Raw genomic sequence first — 20789 nt, forward strand, 5'->3', positions numbered from 1 at the left:
TTTTGACTTTTTTATTAGTCTAATATTCTATTGATTTAAATTCTAATATAAACTTTCAATCAGCTCTTCATATTTCTGAACTACATACTTTCTTCTTACTTTTAAGGAATTGGTCAGAAGACCGTTTTCGATTGAGAAAGGCTCTTCAAGTAAAGCAAATTGCACTACTTTTTCATGACAAGGTAATTCTTCCTGAATAGCTTTCAATGTGTCGTGAAACCATTCTTTGGCCGTTTGATTGATCAATGCATCTTTAATATCAGAAACCATTTCCCCTTTTTCATGCAACCATTCAACTAGCTGTTGATGTTTAGGTACAATTAAGGCGGTGATATACTGTCTGTTATCACCAATAACACATGTTTGTTCAATAAGCTCATTCTTTGCTAATACTAATTCAACTTTTTGAGGTGAAACATATTTGCCTGTTGAAGTTTTAATGATGTCTTTAATACGTTCGGTCATGTGAAGCTGGTTATTGCCTGGCAATAGGCCTTGATCTCCGGTGTAATACCAACCGTCTTTAAGTACTTCTTCTGTCTGTTGAGGTTTCTTATAATATCCTTTAAAAATGGTATCTCCTTTAACCAGAATCATATTCTCGGGTGAAAGTTTAACCTGAATGTCGGGCATTATTTCACCGGTATATTCAAAATCATATTTATCATCGCGCATGCACGACACAGTAGCTGTTGTTTCTGATGCGCCATAGCCATAATTAATAAAAATACCCATTGCATGAAAAAAGCGTTTTAATTCAGGTGTTATTGCAGCTCCTGAGCAAGGCATGTATTTTATGTTTCCACCAAATAGTTTACGAATTTTTTTGTACACCAGTTGGTCAGCCAGATTACGTTGAATGTTTAGTAAAGAAGGAGCTTTTAAACCATCTTTTTGATATTCGATATATTTATGACCAATAGACACAGCCCGGTTAAATATTCTTTGTTGGATCTTGCTCTGTTTTTGAATCTTTTTTTGAATACCGTCATACACTTTTTCGAAGAAGCGAGGTACCACACACATTATAGTGGGTTTAACAACGGCTATTTCATTAATTATTTCTTTAGGATTCTCGTTATAAACATTGGTGCCTCCCGAGTATAAAAGAAAGAAAGTCCATCCTCGTTCGAATATATGGCTCAGTGGCAGAAAACACAACGAAACATCTTCTGTAGTAACCGTTAATCGTTTCTCATGTATCTTCATCGATGCCATTATGTTATGATGAGTAAGCATAACACCTTTAGGCTCACCCGTAGTGCCGGATGTGTATATTATGGTTGCAAGGTCTTCTTTAGTAGCTGTTTCCAGTCTTTTGTTTAAAACTGTCAATAATTCCTGATCCTTATCAGATTTCATTATTTCAGCATAGCTAATAATCCGTCTGTCTTTAGAGGAGAGACAGCTGAATGTTATAATTTTTTTTAATCCGGAATCATCATCTAAAAGAGGAAGGGCTCTATTAAGTTGTTCTTCGTTACCTACAAACAGAATCTTCATCTCTGTTTCTTCCACAATGTATTTTAATTGTTCTGTGGTTGAGGTAGAGTAAAACGGAACAACAGTGGCACGACAGGATAGTATTGCTAAATCAGAAATAGTCCATTGGGGGCAATTGTTGCTAAATATTCCAATGTTATCATTAATTTCTGTATGATGTGATAAAAGAAATTGTGCAACCTTCTCTGATTGTTCTTTAAAACTAAACCAGCTTATGCTTTTGTATTTTTCTTCACTCTTGAATCTAAATACTTCTCTTTGGCCATATTTCTCTGACCGATTACGCAACATTTGCGCAAGGTGTACTTCATTCATTACTTTTTCCCAATTACTCTTTAGGAGTGTGTTTCCATCTTTTATGCGACCATAGCCAGTTTTCTGGCTTGGCAACTATTATCTCTTCCAGTTTTTTAACATAGCGTTTGGTTATTTCACCATCCTCTACTACGGTTGGATTATCACAAAGTTTCGATAATTCAACAGTATAAAACCCCCTTTTCACTCGTTGAATATCAATATATATTACCGGATAATTATTTTTTTTAGCATGTTTTTCTACTCCATGTAAAAATGCCGTCTTAATATCAAAAAAATCAAACCAATAAGCGTGTTTTAGTTGTTTGCCTGATGGACTCTGGTCAGCCGCCATCAAGTAAATACTTGGATTATTTTTATTTTTCTCAAAAGTTTTTGATGTTTCATAAATTGAAACCAACTGTGTTCCACATCTTGAACGACTTTTAAGAATAGCTTTATTGATGATTTTGTTTCGAATTGGTTTATAAAAGGCAATATAACGGTAAGGAGTTTGTATACCTGCAGAAACGCTTCCCCATTCCCAATTGTTGTAATGTGCCGTTACTCCAATAACACTCTGATTATTATTAAGGTACTGATCTAACAATTCAGGGTTAAGTATTTTATGCCTTTTTATGATAGCTTTCTTACTAAGCGTAAATGTTTTAAGGCTCTCAACAAGATTATCTGCCAGATTGCGATAATTGAGTTTAATGATCTGATTAATCTCCTTATATGATTTGTTTGGAAAGGCCCTTTTTAGGTTTGATTCAATTACCTTGTATCTGTATTTTAATAAATTACAAATAACCAGTCTGGCCAAATCCGACAAAAGATAAAGCATAAAGAAAGGGGTAATCCCAAGTAATGCTATAAAAAAGTAAAAAATAAATCCAACTAACACACTCATGGCTCAAATATACTCTTTTGTTATGATTACTTGAAACACAAATTTTATTTCGTGTGATTTTCTTTCTTATAAATATTTATTTTCTCAATAAACACTGGGGTAGCACTATATAAGATATATAAAGATTAAAATATCTTAAAATTGACATGAAAGAATGTGTTAATCGGTAAAAAAGTACCAAATTTGCAGATTGTTTAATTAAACCAAAATGACATAAACCTGTTTATAGCATTGACCTGTTATAATTAAGTAAGTAAAAGAATTATTGAAATGAGTCATAAAGTACCAGTTGCCAATAAAATAAAAACCGATTTACACGAAATATTGGAAGTTCGTAATCTAACAGAATCAACGTTTGTAATGCGTTTTGAACGTAAAGGAATGGAGTTCGAAGCAGGACAGCATATCTGTGTTGGGCCACCTAACGGTATTCATACCCGTGAGTATTCGATTTACAGTGCAGAGGAGGATGATTTTATCGAGATTTTGGTGAAGGAGGTGGAGAATGGTTTAGTTTCTCCAAGTTTGAAAAAACTTCAGAAAGGTGGTTTTGTTGTGGTTGAAGAGCCTGTTGGTTATTTCACAATCAATAAAGATTTACCAAAGAATCAGAAGTATGTATTTATCGCTAGCGGAACTGGTATATCACCATTTCATAGTTTTGTGCAATCAAAGCCGGGTATTGATTATACCTTATTGCATGGTGTAAAATATGGTTCTGAAGGTTATGAATCGGAGAAATATGACAAAAAGCGTTATGTGAAATGTACATCGCGCGAAGGAACCGGTAATTATTACGGAAGAGTGACGGATTACCTGAAAGAGAATAAATTCGGAAAAGATGTTCAGTATTTCTTGTGTGGTAATTGCAATATGATACATGATGTGTATGATATTCTGGAAGATCAGGGTGTAAGTACAGATAACATCCACGCAGAAGTTTATTTTTAAGAAATTAAAGCCAGTAGCTAACAGCTAGAAGCTAAAAGAATGAAATACCATTTAGTAACATTGGGGTGTCAGATGAATATGTCTGACAGTGAGAGAGTGCGGAATGTGCTGGAAGGCATGGGGTATCAATGGGTAGAAAATGAAGAGGAGGCAAATATAATTGGAATATTGGCTTGTTCGGTTCGTCAGAAGGCCATTGACAAGGTGTATTCAAAAATTGCACTTTGGAATAAGCGCAAACAATCGCAGAACCTGATTACTTTTATTAGCGGATGTATTCTTCCGGCGGATGAGAAGAAGTTTCTAAAGCTTTTTGATATTGTGTTTGCCATGCGCGAACTTCCTAAGTTTCCGCAAATGTTATCGCAATATGGTGTAACAACTCCTGCCGGATTAGAAAAAGATAATTTGAATCCGAAGGAAGAAATTAACTTCTTCTGGAAGGTAAAGCCTAAATACAATAGTTCTTTTGAAGCTTTTATCCCAATCCAAAATGGATGTGATAAATTTTGTTCGTTCTGTGCAGTACCTTATACACGTGGACGTGAAGTGAGTCGTCCATCGGTGGAAATAATAAATGAGGTGAGAAATCTGGTTGAGAAAGGATATAAATCAATTACTTTATTAGGACAGAATGTAAACTCTTACGGGTTGGATAAGAAAGGAGCGGAAATCAATTTTGCTCAGCTACTTGACGAGATCGGTAAGATAGGTGAATCAACCCAGCATCGTTTTTGGGTGTATTTTACTTCGCCGCATCCACGCGATATGGGACGAGAGGTAGTAGAAGTGATTGCCAAATATAAATGTTTGGGTAAGCAAATTCATCTTCCTATCCAGTCGGGGGATGATAAGGTGCTGATTAAGATGAACCGTAAACATTCGGTTAAAAAATATCGTGAATCGATTGAAGCTATTCGCGAATTAATTCCGCAGGCGACTTTGTTTACTGATATCATTGTAGGATTCTCAGGCGAGACGGAAGAACAGTTTCAGAATACTCGCAAAGCCATGCGCGAGTTTGAATACAATATGGCTTACATCGCTATGTATTCGAAACGTCCCGGAGCAGCATCGTACAGCTGGCCCGATGATGTGGATCAGAAAATAAAGAAAGAGCGCCTGGCATTATTAACTGAAGATTTAGGTGAAGTATCGGGTAAGTATAATCAGAATATGGTGGATAAGGAATTCATCATTTTGGTGCGCGATACTGATCGTAAAAGTGGTTATTTAAGTGGTCAGACGGAAGGGAAGATTACCGTTCGTTTTGCATCAGAAGATAAAAGTCTGATTGGTCAGTTTGTGAAAGTGAAAATAACATCAGCTACTAATTTTTCGGTAGAAGGTGAGTTGGTGGAAGTAGAAAGTTTGCAGGAAGTTTAAAATGTTTCAGTTAGCTAAAAAGAGGGTTGGGTTTAAAACATTGGGCTGTCGTTTAAACCAGTTTGAGACCGATGCGATGGCATCGAAGTTTGTGGCTATGGGCTACGATGTGGTGGAAGACAGTAAAGATACCGATGTGTTTGTGGTGAATACCTGTACGGTTACCAATCAAAGCGATCAGAAATCGCGTTATGCAGTAAACCATGCCCTTAAAAATGGTCATAGCGGAATGCTGATTATTACCGGATGTATGGCCAATCATCATAAAGAAGCTTTGGAAACTCAATATCCCAATGCTTACGTGGTGGATAATGAGAATAAAAGTGCCATCCCACAGTTGGTGCAAGCTCATTTCAATAAAGAAATTGTTCCGGCTAATACTGCTCAGGGAGGAGTTTTTAATTATGCACCTGCATCGGAGACTTTTCATACTCGCAGTATGATTAAAATTCAGGATGGATGCGACAATTTTTGCACCTTCTGTATTATTCCTAAGGTGAGAGGAAGGGCTACCAGTCGTTCGGTGGAAGCTGTTTTGGAGAACATTCGTGAGGTAGTTGGCTTTGGCTATAAAGAGGTGGTAATTACCGGTGTTAATATTAGTCGATATGAGCATGAAGGAGTGAAATTCTCGGGACTTCTGGCGAAGATTTTAGAATTACCATTGGATTTCAGGGTGCGTATATCATCCATTGAACCGGATAGTTTTGATGAGGAGTTTTTTGCCTTGCTGAAGCATCCAAAAATGACGCCTCATCTGCACTTGTGTTTACAAAGTGCATCGGAATCCATTTTGTTGCAAATGCGTCGAATGTATACCTATCGATCGTATAAAGAAATTATTGAACGCTTAAGAGATATCAATCCTCAATTTAATATTACAACTGATATTATTGTTGGTTTTCCGGGAGAAACGGAAGATGATTTTAAGGCTTCACTGGATGCAGTGGATCAGATTGGTTTTGGTCATGTGCATACCTTTAAATATTCGAAGCGTGATAATACCCGTGCTGCCCGAATGACCGATGTGGTTCCTGAAAAAGTAAAGTCGGAGAGGAGTCAGCAACTTCGTAAAAAAGCAGCTGAGGCAAAAAGAAGTTACCGACAACAATTCATCGGATCAGAGCAAACCGTTTTGGTAGAAAAGATTGATAAAAGAGGTTTTGCTCATGGCTATGGCGAGTACTATGTGCCCGTTCAGTTTAAGGCTGATGAGGTGAAGAAGAATGGCTTGTATAAAGTAAAATTGATAGGTCTTACTGATTCAAAAGAAGAGCCTGTTTTGATGGGGCAATTAAGCGAATAGACGATTGTTCGATTTTCAATTGTTGAATTGTGGAGTTGGTTAATCGTTAAATTGATATAAAGCTTTCTCTTAAAATAGTCGGATGAGATTATCTTTTAATATTGCGGTGACAAAAACATCTTAAACTCATGCTCGAAGTTAGGTGTAAACACACCTTTACCCATATTTTCATTGATCTCGTCCATCGACCAAAAACGTAATTCATCTACTTCGGTTTCGGCTTTTTTAAACGGGCCTTTATGATTGGTTTTAAAGAGAAAAACAAGCTCATGCTCAATTTCGCTTTTCCATAGGTATGGTTTTAGGCCTTCAGCTTTGAATTGTTGCAAGCCAATTTCCTCAAAAGTTTCTTTCTGAAGTGCTTGTTCAATATTTTCGCCGGCACTTACATGTCCGCCAACTGCTGTATCCCATTTGCCGGGCTGCACCAGCTTATTTATCGGTCGTTTTTGCAAAAGCAATTTACCTTTATCAAATACATGCAAGTGAACCACCGGGTGCAACAGTTGTGAACCATTGTGAACCACCGATCGGGGTGCAGAACCCAATAGCTGACCTTTTTCGTTCACTAAGGGTAACCACTCTTCTTTTTGAAGCTTTGGAGCCTGCTTCTTTTTAGAGTACCATTCAAAAGCAAAGAATATACCCATCACTACAAACATTCCGGCACCGTTGATAAAGCTCCAGACTTCTTTTATTTCAACAAAAGAAGAGGCAATAGCAGCAAGGGAATATACCAACATCACCCAGAAGATGCGTTTCATACTTTGTTGCATTTCCCACACCTGATATGGATTCATTTGTATCTGCTTCATATAACGCTGGCTCATTTGAAGCAAAATATTGTGTTTCGAAAAAGAGGAAAAACCAATCATACCAGTCATTAACAGACTGATGATTCCGGGTTTCAGTTTAAAGAATATTTCATTGTCTAAAGCGATGGATACCGCTCCTAAAGCAACTAGTAAACCTACATCCAGGATTACAAATCGATCGATCTTACGCTCCTTAATATAGCTGTAAACCAACTCAACAATCCCAACGGTAATGGCAACGATTAATCCGTATAAGGTACCCCATATTTCATCAACTACAATAAAAATAATAATGGGTAAAAAGCCGGGAAGAAGTCGTTTGATGAGGTCGAGTCTGTTCATTTTTTCGTATTTGCCTGCGAAGATAACTGTTTGTTCTAGATTCTCCATAGGTCTGTCAATTTGGCTGCTTTTGATCCCTACTCACTTACTTTTGGGGGTCGCTCCCTCACTTTTGGGGGTCGCTCTTTCACTTTTAGGGGTTGCTATCGGACTTTTTGACATAACTCTGGCGCTTTGGGGTCTTGCTCGCTCACATTTAAGGGCTGCTCTCTCGCTTTTTCCCTATGCTAAGCTGCTTAAAATGCATTGCACAATACTTTTGTGTGTTAAACAACCGCTTTTAAATCATTGCTAACAGACTTTATATGTGAAATAATGGTTGACTATTATAAATATTGCTCTTATTAATATATTGTTTACTTTAGACAAGTAATGATTAGTCATTTATCTTCTAACCTATGAGTATATTAAAAGAAATACCGGAGCTGCTGCATGAAGGTGTTATCACTCAGCAAACCGCAGATCGGATTCAGGATTACTATAAAAGTAAGAAAGGATCACCAACCACTAAACTGTTTATTGTTTTTGGAGTTTTAGGTGCTATACTGGTTGGCCTTGGGATCATCCTGATTATTGCTCATAATTGGGATGAGCTTACGAGAACGACAAAAACCATTTTTGCTTTTCTTCCACTGATAATCGGACAATTATTGAACGGATGGGTGATTATAAAAAAGAGCGAAAGTATTGCCTGGCGCGAGAGTGTGAGTGTTTTCTTGTTTTTTGCCATTGGAGCAAGCATTTCGTTGGTGAGTCAGATCTACAATATTCCTGGTAATTTAAGCTCATTTCTGCTTACTTGGATGTTGTTGTGTATCCCTCTGATATATCTGATGAAATCGTCGGTAAGTTCATTGCTTTGTTTGGCTGGTATTACCTATTATGCAACGCAAGCCAGCTATTGGATATATCCTTCATCCGAATCGTATCTATATTGGGTGCTGTTTCTATTAATACTTCCTCATTATTATCAGTTATACAGGAATAAACCTCGGAGTAATTTTATGATTTTTCATAACTGGATGATACCACTTTCATTGGTAATTACGTTGGGTACGTTGGCTGGTAAATACGATGAGTTAATGTATGTAGCCTATATGGCGTTATTTGGTATTTTAAGTCTGATAGGCGAAAAAGAATTCTTTTCCAAACAGCGAACCTTCAGTAATGGCTATAGAATCATAGGGTCATTAGGAACCATCATTGTATTGTTGATGTTAAGCTTTAGCTGGTTTTGGGATCATTTAAGGAAGACGGAGGATAATTTGAATGAGTTGGTGCGATCGGCCGAGTTTCTATCAAGTATAGTTTTAATTGCATTGGCCTTGGTGTTACTACTCTATCGTAAAAAAGAATGGAGGCTTGATAAAATTAATCCTTTCGCGTTGATATTTCTATTGTTTATACCCACCTATATTATCGGATTAAATTCCTCGACAGCAATCATCCTGATTAATCTGTTTGGGTTGGCATTAAGTGTATTAACCATACTTCAGGGAGCCCGAAAAAACCATTTGGGCATATTAAATTATGGATTGCTAATTATCACAGCATTGGTGGTTTGTCGATTTTTTGATTCCGATATGAGTTTTGTGCTTCGAGGTGTTCTGTTTGTGTTAGTGGGAGTGGGCTTTTTTGTATCAAACTATGTAATGCTGAAAAAAAGGAAATCTGATGAATAGGAAAAGTATAATATTAGCCCTTTTTATTTTGGTTGCAGTGGCCCAATTATTTGTGCCTTATAAAATGATTTGGGACAGGGAAGCAATTTTAAAAGAGGGAATAGAAATAAAGCTAAAAACAGCACCTATCGACCCAAATGATCCATTCAGAGGCAAATATATTGTGTTGGATTACGATGAAAATACCATTAAAAAAGATAGTATAGAACAATGGAGTAGAGGAGATAAGGTATTTGTATGTTTCAGGAATGATGAGGATGGATTTGCCAGGATAGCGTCAGTAACGAGAGAAGTAATCACCGATGATCAACCTTATGTGAAGGCTACAATAGGAAATCGGTTTTGGAATGATACAACATCGATTCGTATTGAGTACAATTTTGATCGGTTTTACATGGAGGAATCCAAAGCTAAAAAAGCGGAGGAAATTCACAGAGAAGCCCAACGCGATACCAGTAAAATATCGTACGCATTGGTAAGTGTTAAAGAAGGCGAGGCAGTGGTTAAAGATGTTTTTATTGATGATATTTCGGTGCGGGAGCTGGCGAAAGAAAGTAATTAGGTTGGTGAAGCATTGATTATAAATTAAGTGAAACATCGATGAAAAGTGTTTTTGTAACAGGAGCAAATGGTTTGTTGGGAACCAACCTGGTTTTAATGCTGGTTGAACAAGGATTTGCAGTGAAAGCTCTGGTGAGAAGGAAAGATAGTTTTATAAAATTCCATCATACAAATCTGAAACTTATCGAAGGAGATTTGCAAAATACAGATCTACTCATCAATGAAATTATGGGATGCCAATATGTTGCGCATATTGCTGCCAATACATCGCAGGGACTGCTAAAACTGGCAGATTATTATTCGGCCAATATTCAGGGGACACAAAATATTATAGATGCCTGCAAGGTAAATAGGATTGAAAAGCTGGTATATATAAGCACAGCTAATATATTTAGTAGTGGAGATCCAATTCAGCCATCCAACGAAAATTCACCCATGAATTATCCTTTTTCTAAGATGCTTTATGTGAAGAGCAAGAAAAGGGCACAGGATCTGATTGATAAAGCTTCGGAAGAATTGAATATCACAAGTATTTGTCCGTCGTTTATGTTGGGTGAATATGATACCAAGCCAAGTTCAGGTAAAATAATTTTGATGGCTTTGAATAAGCGTTTGGTATTTTATCCAACCGGAGGAAAAAGTTTTGTTCATGTTAAGGATGTTCCTCAGGGAATTATCAATGCTTTTAATCAGAAACAATCGGGGCAGAAATATATATTATCCAATGAGAACCTCAGTTATAAGAAGTTTTATTCGAAACTAATTAATCAAACACATCAAAAAACTACACTCATACCTATTCCTAATCTTGTATTGTTAATGATTGGTTTAACAGGGGAGATCCTTCGTTTTTTTAGAGTGCAGACTGATCTTTCATTTTTGAACCTTAAAGCTTTAACGGTCAGGAATTATTTTTCTAACCACAAGGCAAAACAAGAACTAAAAATACAGTTTACCCCAATAGATGAGGCAATAAAAGATGCTGTGGATTATTTTGAAAAAAGCTGAAATTTATAAGATATATAAAACAAGAAAACCGAAGATTTGCATCTCCGGTTTTCAACAGTCATTCGACTATATGGAAGTTTAAGAATTGTTACGTTCGTACACAAACCAGTAGGCTGCACCTACAAAAAGGGCTCCTCCCACAATATTGCCCAGTGTTACCGGAATCAGGTTATTAACCACAAAGCTTGTCCAGGTAACATCAGCACCATAAAATATTGCTGTAGGAATAAAGAACATATTAGCTACCGAGTGTTCAAATCCCATCGCCACAAAAGCCATAACAGGGAACCAGATACCTAATATTTTACCTGAGATATCTTTAGCCCCATAAGATAACCACATGGCTAATGCAACCATCCAATTACAGGCGATCCCTTTTAAAAAGGATTTGTAAAACGGATTAGCTGTTTTTGCTTCGGCAATACCTCTGATACTTTCTAACCAGGGATCTTTAGCGAATAAATCAGTCAGGTAAGCAAAACATAGAGCAACAATAATTGAGCCTATGAAATTACCTAAATACACAATTGACCAGTTTTTTAATATGGATTGAAATTTGGTTTTTCCCTGAAACCACGACGGTATAAAATACGCAGTGTTACCGGTAAATAAGTCGGCGCCAGCAATGGCCACCAAAATTAGTCCTAATGGGAAAACGGCTCCAAACAAGAATTTCTGAATTCCAGGGTTGCTAGCTTCTAATCCAGGAAGACCGCCTCCAACAACGACGGCCAATAAACCTCCCATGGCAATGTATCCGCCGGCAAGTATGGCTAATACAAAGGTGTTGATGGCTGATGTTTTGGTTTTTGCTTCGGCTATTTTATTTACAACCGATACGATTTCTTTTGAGTTATAGTAGTTCATTATTGTAATGCTTTGCTAAAAACAAAAAGGTTTAATCTTGCTAATGGTGGTTCTACTTTGTTAGATTAGTTAATTATTACCTCTTTAAAATATTGCTTGAATAGCTTATATGCAGCATCTAATTGCTCTGCTGTATTGGATGGAACACCTTCCAGTTGGTATTTCCAACCCAGGTGATCGTATTTATGAGCTCCCAAATGATGATAGGGTTGAATCTCCAGTTTTTCGATGTTTTCAAATCCACCAAAGTGATCACCCAACTGTTGTAAATCTTGTGGATCATCACTATAATCAGGAACCAATACATATCTTAACCAAACCGGTTTGTTGATTTCATTAAGGTATTGAGCCAGCTTTAGTGTTTTATCATTGCCTTGTCCAACCAATGCACGATGACGCTCATCATTCATTTGCTTAATGTCGAGCAATACAATATCGATGTATTCTAAGGCTTCTTTAACAAAATCGTTTAACACGCTTCCATTGGTGTCAACGCAAATATGGAATCCTTCGGCCTTTAAAGCCTTTAATACAGGAATCAACTCCTTTGCCTGAAGCAATGGTTCGCCTCCAGAAAAGGTCAAACCTCCTTTTTTGCCAAAGAAAGGTTGCTGGTTTTTAGCCATGCTTACAATCTCTTCAGCCGAAGTAGGGGTGCCTCCTTTACATTCAATGGTATCGGGATTGGCACAGTACAAACATTTAAAATTACACCCTTGTAAGAATACAACAAGGCGAATTCCGGGACCATCATAAGTCCCCAACGATTCAAATGAATGAACGTTTAGCATGGCGATAGTTTAAAAAAGTAAATATGAGAAGAAGGCAGAAGCTATTTAGCCACTGCCTTCTGTATTTTGCTCATTTGTCTGTTACATACGATCGAAGAAGCTTCTTGAAATCACTTCTAATTGCTGCTCGCGAGTCAGTTTTACGAAGTTAACTGCGTAACCCGATACACGAATGGTCAACTGTGGATATTCTCCTGGATTTTCCATTGCATCTTCCAAAAGTTCGCGGTTCAACACGTTTACGTTCAAGTGATGCGCTTCTTTTGAGAAATAAGCATCCATCATAGTCACCAAGTTCTCACGACGAACATCTTCATCAGCACCTAATGATTTTGGTACAATACTGAAGGTATTTGAGATACCATCCAACGCATTTTTGTAATCCAATTTAGCAACTGAGTTCAACGATGCGATAGCTCCGTTTTTGTCGCGTCCGTGCATTGGGTTTGCACCCGGTGCAAATGGTACACCATGAGCACGTCCGTCAGGAGTAGCACCTGTTTTCAATCCATAAACTACGTTTGAAGTAATGGTAAGGATTGACATGGTTGGCTCAGCGTTTTTGTATACACCTAATTGAGACAGTATGCTATTGAAATATCCTGATACTTCTACAGCCAAATTATCTACGCGGTCATCATCGTTACCGTAACATGGGAATTCGCCATCGATTTTAAAGTCGGTACTTAAACCTTCATCGTTACGAACTACTTTTACTTTTGCATGCTTAATGGCCGATAAAGAGTCAGCTACGATTGATAAACCAGCAATACCGTATGCAAGGTTAATGCGAGGGTTGGTATCAACAAAAGCCATTTGCGCTTTTTCGTAGTAATACTTATCGTGCATGTAGTGGATGATATTCATCGACTCGTTGTAAACACGAGCTACTTCTTTCATAGCAATTTTATAATTCGCCATTACTTCATCGAAGTTCAATTCATCACTCGTCAATGCAGGAATGCCTTCAATCATTTGTTTACCTGACATCTCGCAACGTCCACCGTTAATAGCCAGCAACAATGTTTTAGCAAGGTTGGTACGTGCTCCAAAGAACTGAATGTGTTTTCCGATTTCCTGGAATGATACACAACATGCGATACCATAATCGTCAGATTGACGGGTACTTTGCATCAAATCATCGTTTTCGTACTGAATAGATGAAGTGTCGATAGAAACCTGAGCACAGTAGTTTTTAAAGTTTTCAGGCAATGTGTTCGACCAAAGTACAGTCATGTTTGGCTCTGGGGAAGGGCCTAAGTTGTATAGTGTTTGTAAGAAACGGAATGATGTTTTGGTAATCTTGTGACGACCATCCATTAAACGACCTCCGATTGCTTCAGTTACCCAGGTTGGGTCACCCGCAAAAATCTCATTATATGCATTCATACGCAGGTGACGAACCATACGTAATTTCATTACAAACTGGTCAACAAATTCTTGAGCGCGCTCTTCGGTAATAATTCCTTTTTGAAGATCGTACTCCATATAAATGTCAAGGAATGAAGAAACATTACCCAATGACATGGCAGCTCCATCTTGCTCTTTTACAGCAGCAAGGTAAGCCATGTATACCCATTGTACAGCTTCTTGTGCTGATTCAGCCGGACGACTTAGGTCTAAACCATATTTAGCACCTAAATCTTTCATTTGAGCTAAAGCTTTGATTTGCTCAGCAACTTCTTCGCGCAAGCGAATTTTGTCATCGGTCATAGGACCTAACAAACCACGTAAATCTTCTTTTTTAGCTTCAATCAAGCGATCGATACCGTATAATGCCAAACGACGGTAATCACCGATAATACGACCACGGGCGTAGTTATCTGGCAAACCAGTAAGGAAACCTAGAGAGCGGAATTTACGGATTTCTTCAGTATATACATCAAACACACCATCGTTGTGTGTTTTAGCATAATTGCGGAAAATATCCTTCACACGGTCCGAAACTTCCAAACCTTGTTCTTTACAAGCTTTTTCAACTACAGCAATTCCACCATAAGGCTTCATGGCACGCTTTAATAGTTGATCTGTTTGAAGACCCACAATTAATTCAAGGTCTTTATCGATATAACCAGCATCGAAAGCGGCAATAGTAGATACTGTTTCTGTGTCGATAGCACGTACACCATTGTTTTCAGTTTCTTCTTTGATGGCTTCTTTACAAAGTTCCCATAATTTTTGGGTTCTTTCAGTTGGACCACATAAGAAAGTACTGTCACCTTCGTATGGTGTGATGTTCATTTGAACGAAGTTTCTAACATTTACTTCGTTGTTCCAAAGTCCATCTCTAAACATGTCTTTAATCTTGCTCATGATTAATTGTTATTTAGCTTGTATATGATATACTTTTATTATTTCTAATTGTATTGCGGGTGCAAAGTAAATATCAAAAAACCAATTATTCAATGCAATAAAAGATATCTAGGTCTTATTTAAGCGATTGAATTTCAACCATTCTAAATAGTAAGGCGATTTCTGTTTTTGGGATATCTAAATTGAAATAGTCTGATATCATTGATGTTGGGTAAGTGTAATGTGTAGATTGCAAAACAAAAGTTTAAGTTGTAATGTATAGATTACAATCTTATTTAGAATGATTGATGCCAAAATATTTAACAAACATTAACATGTTGTACGGCATGTTTTGCTCAATGTCGAAGATTAATTAACCCGTTTATAAATAAAAAAGGCACTCAAAAGGAGTGCCTTAACTTATTGTGTAATGGAATATTATTACAGATTGTTCAAATAATCTGTCACGTTCTTTTCTACGCGGTCAATTACAGTTGAAACATCCGCTTTTTCGAATTTATCGCCGGTAATACTTTCGTACAATTCGATGTAGCGTTCCGAAATTTCATTTATAAAATCATCCGGAAGCTCTGGAAGAACATCACCTTCACGTCCCTGGAAATTATTTTCCATTAACCATTCACGAACAAATTCTTTTGATAATTGCTTTTGATTTTCGCCTTTATCAAAACGTTCCTGGTAACCATCAGCATAAAAATAGCGAGATGAATCTGGTGTGTGAATTTCGTCGATTAAGTAAATCTTTCCATCTTTTTTACCGAATTCGTATTTGGTATCTACCAAAATCAAACCTTTTTCTTTAGCAATTTCGCTACCACGTTTAAAAAGCTCCAAAGAAATTCTTTCTAGTTCAAGGTAATCTTCTTCTGAAACCAAGCCTTGCTTTAAAATCTCTTCACGCGTGATGTTTTCATCATGAGCACCTTGCTCAGCTTTTGTTGTTGGAGTAAGGATTGGCTCAGGAAAAGCCTGATGCTCTTTTAATCCTTCAGGTAGTGGCACACCGCAAATGTCGCGTCCGCCATCTTTATAAAGTCTCCAGGAGCTACCGGTAAGGTAACCACGTACAATCATTTCAACAGGAAACGGTTCGCACATGTGACCAACAGTTACGGTTGGATCCGGAGTAGCAATTTTCCAGTTTGGTACAATATCGGCTGTCGCATCTAAAAACTTAGCTGCAATCTGGTTCAATACTTGTCCTTTGTAAGGAATTCCTTTTGGAAGTACAACGTCAAAGGCAGAAAGACGGTCGGAAACAACCATTACTAAATAGTCGTCGTTAATGTTGTAAACATCACGAACTTTACCTTTGTAAACACTTTTTTGACCCGGAAACTGATAGTCGGTCTTTACAATTGCTTTACTCATTTTATAATAGATATTTGATATTTGTTTTTACTTTTTATCGTCTTGATTTTGTTTTTTATCGTAAGCTTCTACAATATCTTGCACTAATTGATGGCGTACAATGTCCTTTTTATTGAACTCAATCATTGAAATACGATTAATGTTCTTTAGGATGTTCATACCTTGTATTAAGCCCGAGCTACGAGGGTTTGGCAAGTCAATTTGGGTAACATCACCCGTAACAATAAACTTAGCATAAGCCCCCATACGGGTAAGAAACATCTTAAGTTGGTTATTTGTTGTGTTCTGAGCTTCATCTAATATAACACAGGCGTCATTTAAAGTTCGTCCACGCATAAATGCCAAAGGTGCAATTTGTATGGTTCCGTTTTCCATGTATTCTCTTAAGCGGGCTGGAGGGATCATATCCTGTAGTGCATCATAAAGAGGTTGTAAATACGGATCTATTTTTTCCTTCATATCACCCGGAAGAAAGCCTAATTTCTCACCGGCTTCAACGGCAGGGCGACTTAAGATGATTCGTCTAACTTGTCGGTTTTTTAATGCCGAAACAGCTAAAGCAATGGCTGTATAGGTTTTTCCTGAACCAGCCGGGCCTACAGCAAATAACAAGTCATTTTTTTTAAAAGCCTGTACCAATTTATTCTGGTTTTCAGTACGGGCTTTTATGGGGCGTCCGCTAACACCATATAAAATAACATCGCTATCACTTTTTGCTTCTGTAATCCTGTCACCTTCCAGAATCTCACTAATAGTGGCTTCTTTCAAAACATTATATTCGTTATAATGCTCCAGCAGGTTATTGATTTTTTCCTCAAAATCAGCCATTTCTTCTGCATCACCAATGGCCTTAAGCCAATTGCCGCGTGCTACAATTTTTAATTTTGGAAAACGGTTTTTAATAATTTCAAGCTTTGAGTTTTTAACACCTAAAAACTCCACCAAATCAACTGATTCGAGATAAATCAATTTTTCTATCATATAAAGGTTTCAATTCCGTCATTTACTCTATCACAAAGTAACAACAAATTTTGCATTTCTTATGGATGAAAAAGTCATCTTTTGCCATTACATAAATCATGAATTAGCTGAATAGTGGTTAATTGTTTAAATAGGTCATTGATATTTTAAATAAGGGCTAACTTTCCAATATATTTGTAGGTGAGAAAACATTTAAGGCTTTAGATAATGAGTAATAAAAAACACGATTTAACCCTGGTTGCATTTAAAGAATTATTGGAAATAATGGATGAGTTACGCAGCAAATGTCCGTGGGATAAGGAACAGACGAATGAGTCGTTGCGCACTTTAACCATTGAAGAAACATACGAACTGGCCGATGCCATTATTAAAAACGATCCTAAATTAATTAGAAAGGAATTGGGAGATGTGCTTTTACACATTGTGTTTTATGCAAAAATAGGTTCTGAAACCAATGATTTTAATATGAAAGATGTGATTGAAGCTTTGAATGAGAAGTTGATATATCGTCATCCGCATATATTTGGTGAAGAAAAAGTTCAAGATGCACGTCAGGTGGAGGAGAACTGGGAGCAGTTAAAGTTGAAAGAAAAAGATGGTAATAAATCTGTTCTTTCAGGAGTGCCTATGAGTTTACCAGCCATGGTTAAAGCCAATCGTATTCAGGATAAAGCGCGGGGTGTTGGTTTCGATTGGGAACATAAAGAGCAGGTTTGGGATAAAGTGCATGAAGAATTGGATGAACTGAAGGTTGAAATTGCTCAAATGGATGAAGACAAAATTGAAGCCGTGTTTGGCGATTTATTGTTTTCAGTTATCAATGCAGCTCGTTTATATGGCGTAAATCCTGAAAATGCTTTGGAAAGAACCAACCGTAAATTTATTCATCGATTTAATTATCTGGAAGAAAAAACCATTAAGGCGGGAGTTGATTTAAAAGCTATGTCGCTCGAAGAAATGGATAAAATATGGAATGAAGCTAAAAAAACAGATGCTTTGTAACGTTCATATTATTAGCTATAAAAGGGGCGTGATAAGTTTTAAAGTTAATAATTGTTAAGTTTTGGCATAAAGTTTGAATTGGAATAGTCAGCTAATGCATTCAGCCTGATTACATGTCTAACTTAAACTAGAAGCCATGAAAGCGAAACAATTATTATATACAGGTTTAATAGGGATCTTCATTTTATTTTCTGGTAATACAATTACTTCACAAGAAAGAAGATCGGGCAGAAGTCAGGGGAAACGATCAAATGAGAATAGCCGAAGTCGCGTTAAACGTCAGTCAACACGCAATTATTCTTATCAGTCAAAAGCCCATAATAACAGTAATAAATACAAACAAAAGAAAGGAAATATACATCAACAGCATGCAGAAAATCATTGTCATTTAGGGTGTACAGTAGTTGATCATCATCCTTCAAAAATGCATGTTCATAGTAAAGGCTATAATCATCATACACACTACAATCATTATGTGTATCACAGACGATTACCATCCAAACATTACATTAGTTTTGCCATTGGTTATGATACCTTTTATCATTGCCAGGGAAGATTTTATACCTACGTGCCGGGCAGAGGATATCTTGAAATTGAATTGCAATTACCAACCGTAAGGTATGCTCCCCATCATTGCCGTATTACAAGACTAAATGGTTATAATTACTATCATAATTCCGACTACTATTATATTCCGTTTGAAAATGGTTATTATAGAGTAAGAAACAATTCTGCTCAAGTAATTTGCCGAGTTCGGCATTAGAATATAATAGATTGAAAATGAATAAAACCCGTTAAATTTTAACGGGTTTTTCTTTATTAAATGTTAAGAGTTCAAAAATCTGATAAAAATCACATAGACAATTAATAATAAGAAGGTATTTTTGCAGCTTCAAATTCGAAGGGAGTAAAAACTGATTATTAAGAGTAGTTATCAATGGAATTGAATACAACCAAAACAATTAAAACAGATTTAGAGATTGCCCAGTCGGCTCAAATGCAGCATATCTCAAAAATTGCCGCTAAACTGAACATAGATGAGGACGACCTTGAGCTTTATGGAAAGTATAAAGCTAAACTACCTTTAAATCTGATTGATGAAGATAAGGTTAAATCAAATAAATTAATTCTGGTAACTGCTCTAACTCCAACACCTGCGGGAGAAGGCAAAACAACCGTTTCGATTGGTTTAACGGAAGGATTAAATAAAATTGGTAAACAAGCTACTGCTGTTCTGCGCGAGCCTTCGTTGGGACCGGTTTTTGGAATTAAAGGTGGAGCAGCAGGAGGAGGTTACTCGCAGGTGGTACCAATGGAAGATATCAACCTTCATTTTACAGGTGATTTCTCAGCCATTGAAAAGGCAAATAACCTTTTGTCTGCATTAATAGATAACAATATTCAAAGTAGAAGCCGAAGCTTAAATATCGATCCTCGTACAGTGGTTTGGAAGCGTGTGATTGATATGAATGATAGAGCTTTGCGCGATATAACAATTGGCTTGGGTGGAACTGCCAATGGTATTCCTCGTCAGGATGGTTTTAACATTACTGCTGCATCTGAGGTGATGGCCATTCTTTGTATGGCAACAAGTCTGGATGATTTAAAAGAGCGTTTAGGTAATATATTTGTTGGATTTACTTTTGATAAAAAGCCGGTTTATGCGCGTGATTTAAATGCACAAGGACCAATGGCTTTATTGTTAAAAGATGCCATTAAACCTAATTTGGTTCAAACATTGGAAGGAAATCCTGCCATTATTCATGGCGGACCTTTTGCTAATATCGCTCAGGGAACCAATACTATTTTGGCAACTAAAATGGGCTTATCATTATCTGATTATGTAGTAACCGAAGCTGGTTTTGGTGCTGATTTAGGAGCTGAAAAATTCTTAAATATCAAATCAGTTGCGGGTGATTTAAGTCCGGATACAATGGTGATTGTGGCTACTATCAGGGCTTTACGTCATCATGGTGGTGCTGTTAAAGAAGAATATGACATGCCTAGCAAAGCAAGAGTTGAGGCTGGATTTGCCAATCTTGAAAAGCACATCGAAAATGCACTTAAGTTTGGTTTAAAACCTGTTGTGGCCATTAATAACTTTGTGTCTGATAGCGAGGAAGAAATTGCATTAGTCAAATGTCGATGCAAAGAGATGGGCGTAAAAGCTGTTGTTAGTCAGGGCTGGGGACTTGGCGGAGATGGTACAATGGAGTTAGCTCAGGCGGTTGTAGAAGCCATTGAGCAGGGAGAAAGTCAGTTTAGACCATTGTACAATTATCAATCACCAGTTATTGAGAAGATTGAAACCATTGCGCGCGAAATTTATGGTGCTGATGGTGTGGATTTTTCAAAACAAGCTTTGGCTGATATAAAGAAGATTGAGTCTTTGGGATTAGATAAATTGCCTGTTTGTATGGCAAAAACTCAAAAATCATTTTCAGATAATGATAAACTAATAGGAAGACCATCAGGATTTAATGTTACAGTAAGAGAATTTGAATTTGCTGCCGGTGCTGGATTTTTGATACCTATTTTGGGTAAAATGATGCGTATGCCGGGACTTCCGGCCGTGCCTGCTGCTGAAGGAATGGATATTAATACTGAAGGGGTTATTACCGGTTTGTCATAACATCTTATTTATTTATATATATGCAAAAGGCTGCCTTATAGGTAGCCTTTTGATTTTTAGCTAGGTAGTGT

At 37.1% G+C, this 20789-nt stretch carries 17 protein-coding genes; 9 read left to right on the forward strand and 8 right to left on the reverse strand.

Annotated elements, in window-relative coordinates; all coding sequences use genetic code 11:
• Positions 1-42: 42 nt before the first annotated feature.
• Entirely contained in the window at positions 43-1893 is a 1851-nt protein-coding gene (locus tag KEM10_RS03530; RefSeq protein ID WP_212213608.1) for an AMP-dependent synthetase/ligase, read from the reverse strand.
• Entirely contained in the window at positions 1832-2710 is an 879-nt protein-coding gene (locus KEM10_RS03535; protein ID WP_212213610.1) for a lysophospholipid acyltransferase family protein, read from the reverse strand. The genes KEM10_RS03530 and KEM10_RS03535 overlap by 62 nt, the downstream gene beginning before the upstream one ends.
• Positions 2711-2980: 270 nt before the next feature.
• On the opposite strand from KEM10_RS03535, the gene KEM10_RS03540 reads away from it, so the two are divergent.
• The 3 genes from KEM10_RS03540 to mtaB are packed head-to-tail and all read left to right on the forward strand — an operon-like array spanning position 2981 to position 6353.
• Positions 2981-3661, forward strand: coding sequence for an FAD-binding oxidoreductase (locus tag KEM10_RS03540; RefSeq protein ID WP_212213612.1), 681 nt, complete (start codon positions 2981-2983; stop codon positions 3659-3661).
• A gap of 39 nt (positions 3662-3700) precedes the next feature.
• Positions 3701-5047 (forward strand): tRNA (N6-isopentenyl adenosine(37)-C2)-methylthiotransferase MiaB, encoded by a 1347-nt coding sequence (miaB, locus tag KEM10_RS03545; RefSeq protein ID WP_212213614.1) that lies wholly within the window; start codon positions 3701-3703, stop codon positions 5045-5047.
• 1 nt (position 5048) lies between these two features.
• The gene (mtaB, locus tag KEM10_RS03550; RefSeq protein ID WP_212213616.1) at positions 5049-6353 is read left to right on the forward strand and encodes a tRNA (N(6)-L-threonylcarbamoyladenosine(37)-C(2))-methylthiotransferase MtaB; all 1305 of its coding nucleotides are present in this window, start codon (positions 5049-5051) and stop codon (positions 6351-6353) included.
• Positions 6354-6448: 95 nt separating this feature from the next.
• Here the strand turns inward: mtaB and KEM10_RS03555 are convergent, their stop codons facing one another.
• Entirely contained in the window at positions 6449-7558 is a 1110-nt protein-coding gene (locus KEM10_RS03555; RefSeq protein ID WP_212213618.1) for an NUDIX domain-containing protein, read from the reverse strand.
• A gap of 350 nt (positions 7559-7908) precedes the next feature.
• Between KEM10_RS03555 and KEM10_RS03560 the strand changes: the two genes are divergently transcribed.
• The 3 genes from KEM10_RS03560 to KEM10_RS03570 are packed head-to-tail and all read left to right on the forward strand — an operon-like array spanning position 7909 to position 10761.
• Positions 7909-9192: a DUF2157 domain-containing protein gene (locus KEM10_RS03560; protein WP_212213620.1), complete on the forward strand. Its 1284-nt coding sequence runs from the start codon at positions 7909-7911 to the stop codon at positions 9190-9192.
• A complete protein-coding gene (locus KEM10_RS03565; protein ID WP_212213621.1) occupies positions 9185-9754 on the forward strand; it encodes a GDYXXLXY domain-containing protein in 570 nt (189 codons plus the stop codon). Before KEM10_RS03560 ends, KEM10_RS03565 begins: the two co-directional genes overlap by 8 nt.
• A 38-nt stretch (positions 9755-9792) precedes the next feature.
• Positions 9793-10761, forward strand: a complete 969-nt coding sequence (locus KEM10_RS03570; protein ID WP_212213624.1) for an NAD-dependent epimerase/dehydratase family protein — start codon at positions 9793-9795, stop codon at positions 10759-10761.
• A 78-nt stretch (positions 10762-10839) separates the two neighbouring features.
• On the opposite strand, the gene KEM10_RS03575 is transcribed toward KEM10_RS03570, so the two are convergent.
• The 5 genes from KEM10_RS03575 to KEM10_RS03595 form a co-directional block, all read right to left on the reverse strand.
• Entirely contained in the window at positions 10840-11628 is a 789-nt protein-coding gene (locus KEM10_RS03575) for a formate/nitrite transporter family protein (protein ID WP_212213627.1), read from the reverse strand.
• Positions 11629-11693: 65 nt separating this feature from the next.
• Positions 11694-12419: a pyruvate formate-lyase-activating protein gene (gene pflA / locus KEM10_RS03580; RefSeq protein WP_212213629.1), complete on the reverse strand. Its 726-nt coding sequence runs from the start codon at positions 12417-12419 to the stop codon at positions 11694-11696.
• Between the two features lie 81 nt (positions 12420-12500).
• The gene (pflB, locus tag KEM10_RS03585; protein ID WP_212213631.1) at positions 12501-14732 is read right to left on the reverse strand and encodes a formate C-acetyltransferase; all 2232 of its coding nucleotides are present in this window, start codon (positions 14730-14732) and stop codon (positions 12501-12503) included.
• Positions 14733-15152: 420 nt separating this feature from the next.
• The gene (locus tag KEM10_RS03590; protein ID WP_212213633.1) at positions 15153-16103 is read right to left on the reverse strand and encodes a phosphoribosylaminoimidazolesuccinocarboxamide synthase; all 951 of its coding nucleotides are present in this window, start codon (positions 16101-16103) and stop codon (positions 15153-15155) included.
• A gap of 27 nt (positions 16104-16130) precedes the next feature.
• On the reverse strand, positions 16131-17084 hold the full coding sequence (locus tag KEM10_RS03595) for a PhoH family protein (RefSeq protein WP_212213635.1): 954 nt from the start codon (positions 17082-17084) through the stop codon (positions 16131-16133).
• A 207-nt stretch (positions 17085-17291) separates the two neighbouring features.
• On the opposite strand from KEM10_RS03595, the gene mazG reads away from it, so the two are divergent.
• The 3 genes from mazG to KEM10_RS03610 all read left to right on the forward strand — a co-directional run bounded on the left by mazG (position 17292) and on the right by KEM10_RS03610 (position 20718).
• On the forward strand, positions 17292-18086 hold the full coding sequence (mazG, locus tag KEM10_RS03600; RefSeq protein WP_212213637.1) for a nucleoside triphosphate pyrophosphohydrolase: 795 nt from the start codon (positions 17292-17294) through the stop codon (positions 18084-18086).
• Between the two features lie 136 nt (positions 18087-18222).
• Complete coding sequence (locus KEM10_RS03605) at positions 18223-18849, forward strand: hypothetical protein (protein WP_212213639.1); 627 nt, start codon at positions 18223-18225, stop codon at positions 18847-18849.
• A 174-nt stretch (positions 18850-19023) separates the two neighbouring features.
• Complete coding sequence (locus KEM10_RS03610; RefSeq protein ID WP_244825537.1) at positions 19024-20718, forward strand: formate--tetrahydrofolate ligase; 1695 nt, start codon at positions 19024-19026, stop codon at positions 20716-20718.
• Positions 20719-20789 lie beyond the last annotated feature (71 nt).

Origin of the sequence: Carboxylicivirga linearis (assembly GCF_018271995.1) — a bacterium.
Lineage (GTDB): Bacteria > Bacteroidota > Bacteroidia > Bacteroidales > Marinilabiliaceae > Carboxylicivirga > Carboxylicivirga linearis.

Bases quoted from the DNA above. Each gene is read 5' to 3' on its own strand.
- pflA (WP_212213629.1), bottom strand. From the start codon at position 12,419: ATGCTAAACGTTCATTCATTTGAATCGTTGGGGACTTATGATGGTCCC.
- KEM10_RS03610 (WP_244825537.1), top strand. From the start codon at position 19,024: ATGGAATTGAATACAACCAAAACAATTAAAACAGATTTAGAGATTGCC.
- KEM10_RS03595 (WP_212213635.1), bottom strand. From the start codon at position 17,084: ATGATAGAAAAATTGATTTATCTCGAATCAGTTGATTTGGTGGAGTTT.
- KEM10_RS03560 (WP_212213620.1), top strand. From the start codon at position 7,909: ATGAGTATATTAAAAGAAATACCGGAGCTGCTGCATGAAGGTGTTATC.
- pflB (WP_212213631.1), bottom strand. From the start codon at position 14,732: ATGAGCAAGATTAAAGACATGTTTAGAGATGGACTTTGGAACAACGAA.
- KEM10_RS03590 (WP_212213633.1), bottom strand. From the start codon at position 16,103: ATGAGTAAAGCAATTGTAAAGACCGACTATCAGTTTCCGGGTCAAAAA.
- mazG (WP_212213637.1), top strand. From the start codon at position 17,292: ATGAGTAATAAAAAACACGATTTAACCCTGGTTGCATTTAAAGAATTA.
- KEM10_RS03575 (WP_212213627.1), bottom strand. From the start codon at position 11,628: ATGAACTACTATAACTCAAAAGAAATCGTATCGGTTGTAAATAAAATA.
- miaB (WP_212213614.1), top strand. From the start codon at position 3,701: ATGAAATACCATTTAGTAACATTGGGGTGTCAGATGAATATGTCTGAC.
- mtaB (WP_212213616.1), top strand. From the start codon at position 5,049: ATGTTTCAGTTAGCTAAAAAGAGGGTTGGGTTTAAAACATTGGGCTGT.
- KEM10_RS03570 (WP_212213624.1), top strand. From the start codon at position 9,793: ATGAAAAGTGTTTTTGTAACAGGAGCAAATGGTTTGTTGGGAACCAAC.
- KEM10_RS03555 (WP_212213618.1), bottom strand. From the start codon at position 7,558: ATGGAGAATCTAGAACAAACAGTTATCTTCGCAGGCAAATACGAAAAA.
- KEM10_RS03535 (WP_212213610.1), bottom strand. From the start codon at position 2,710: ATGAGTGTGTTAGTTGGATTTATTTTTTACTTTTTTATAGCATTACTT.
- KEM10_RS03605 (WP_212213639.1), top strand. From the start codon at position 18,223: ATGAAAGCGAAACAATTATTATATACAGGTTTAATAGGGATCTTCATT.
- KEM10_RS03540 (WP_212213612.1), top strand. From the start codon at position 2,981: ATGAGTCATAAAGTACCAGTTGCCAATAAAATAAAAACCGATTTACAC.
- KEM10_RS03565 (WP_212213621.1), top strand. From the start codon at position 9,185: ATGAATAGGAAAAGTATAATATTAGCCCTTTTTATTTTGGTTGCAGTG.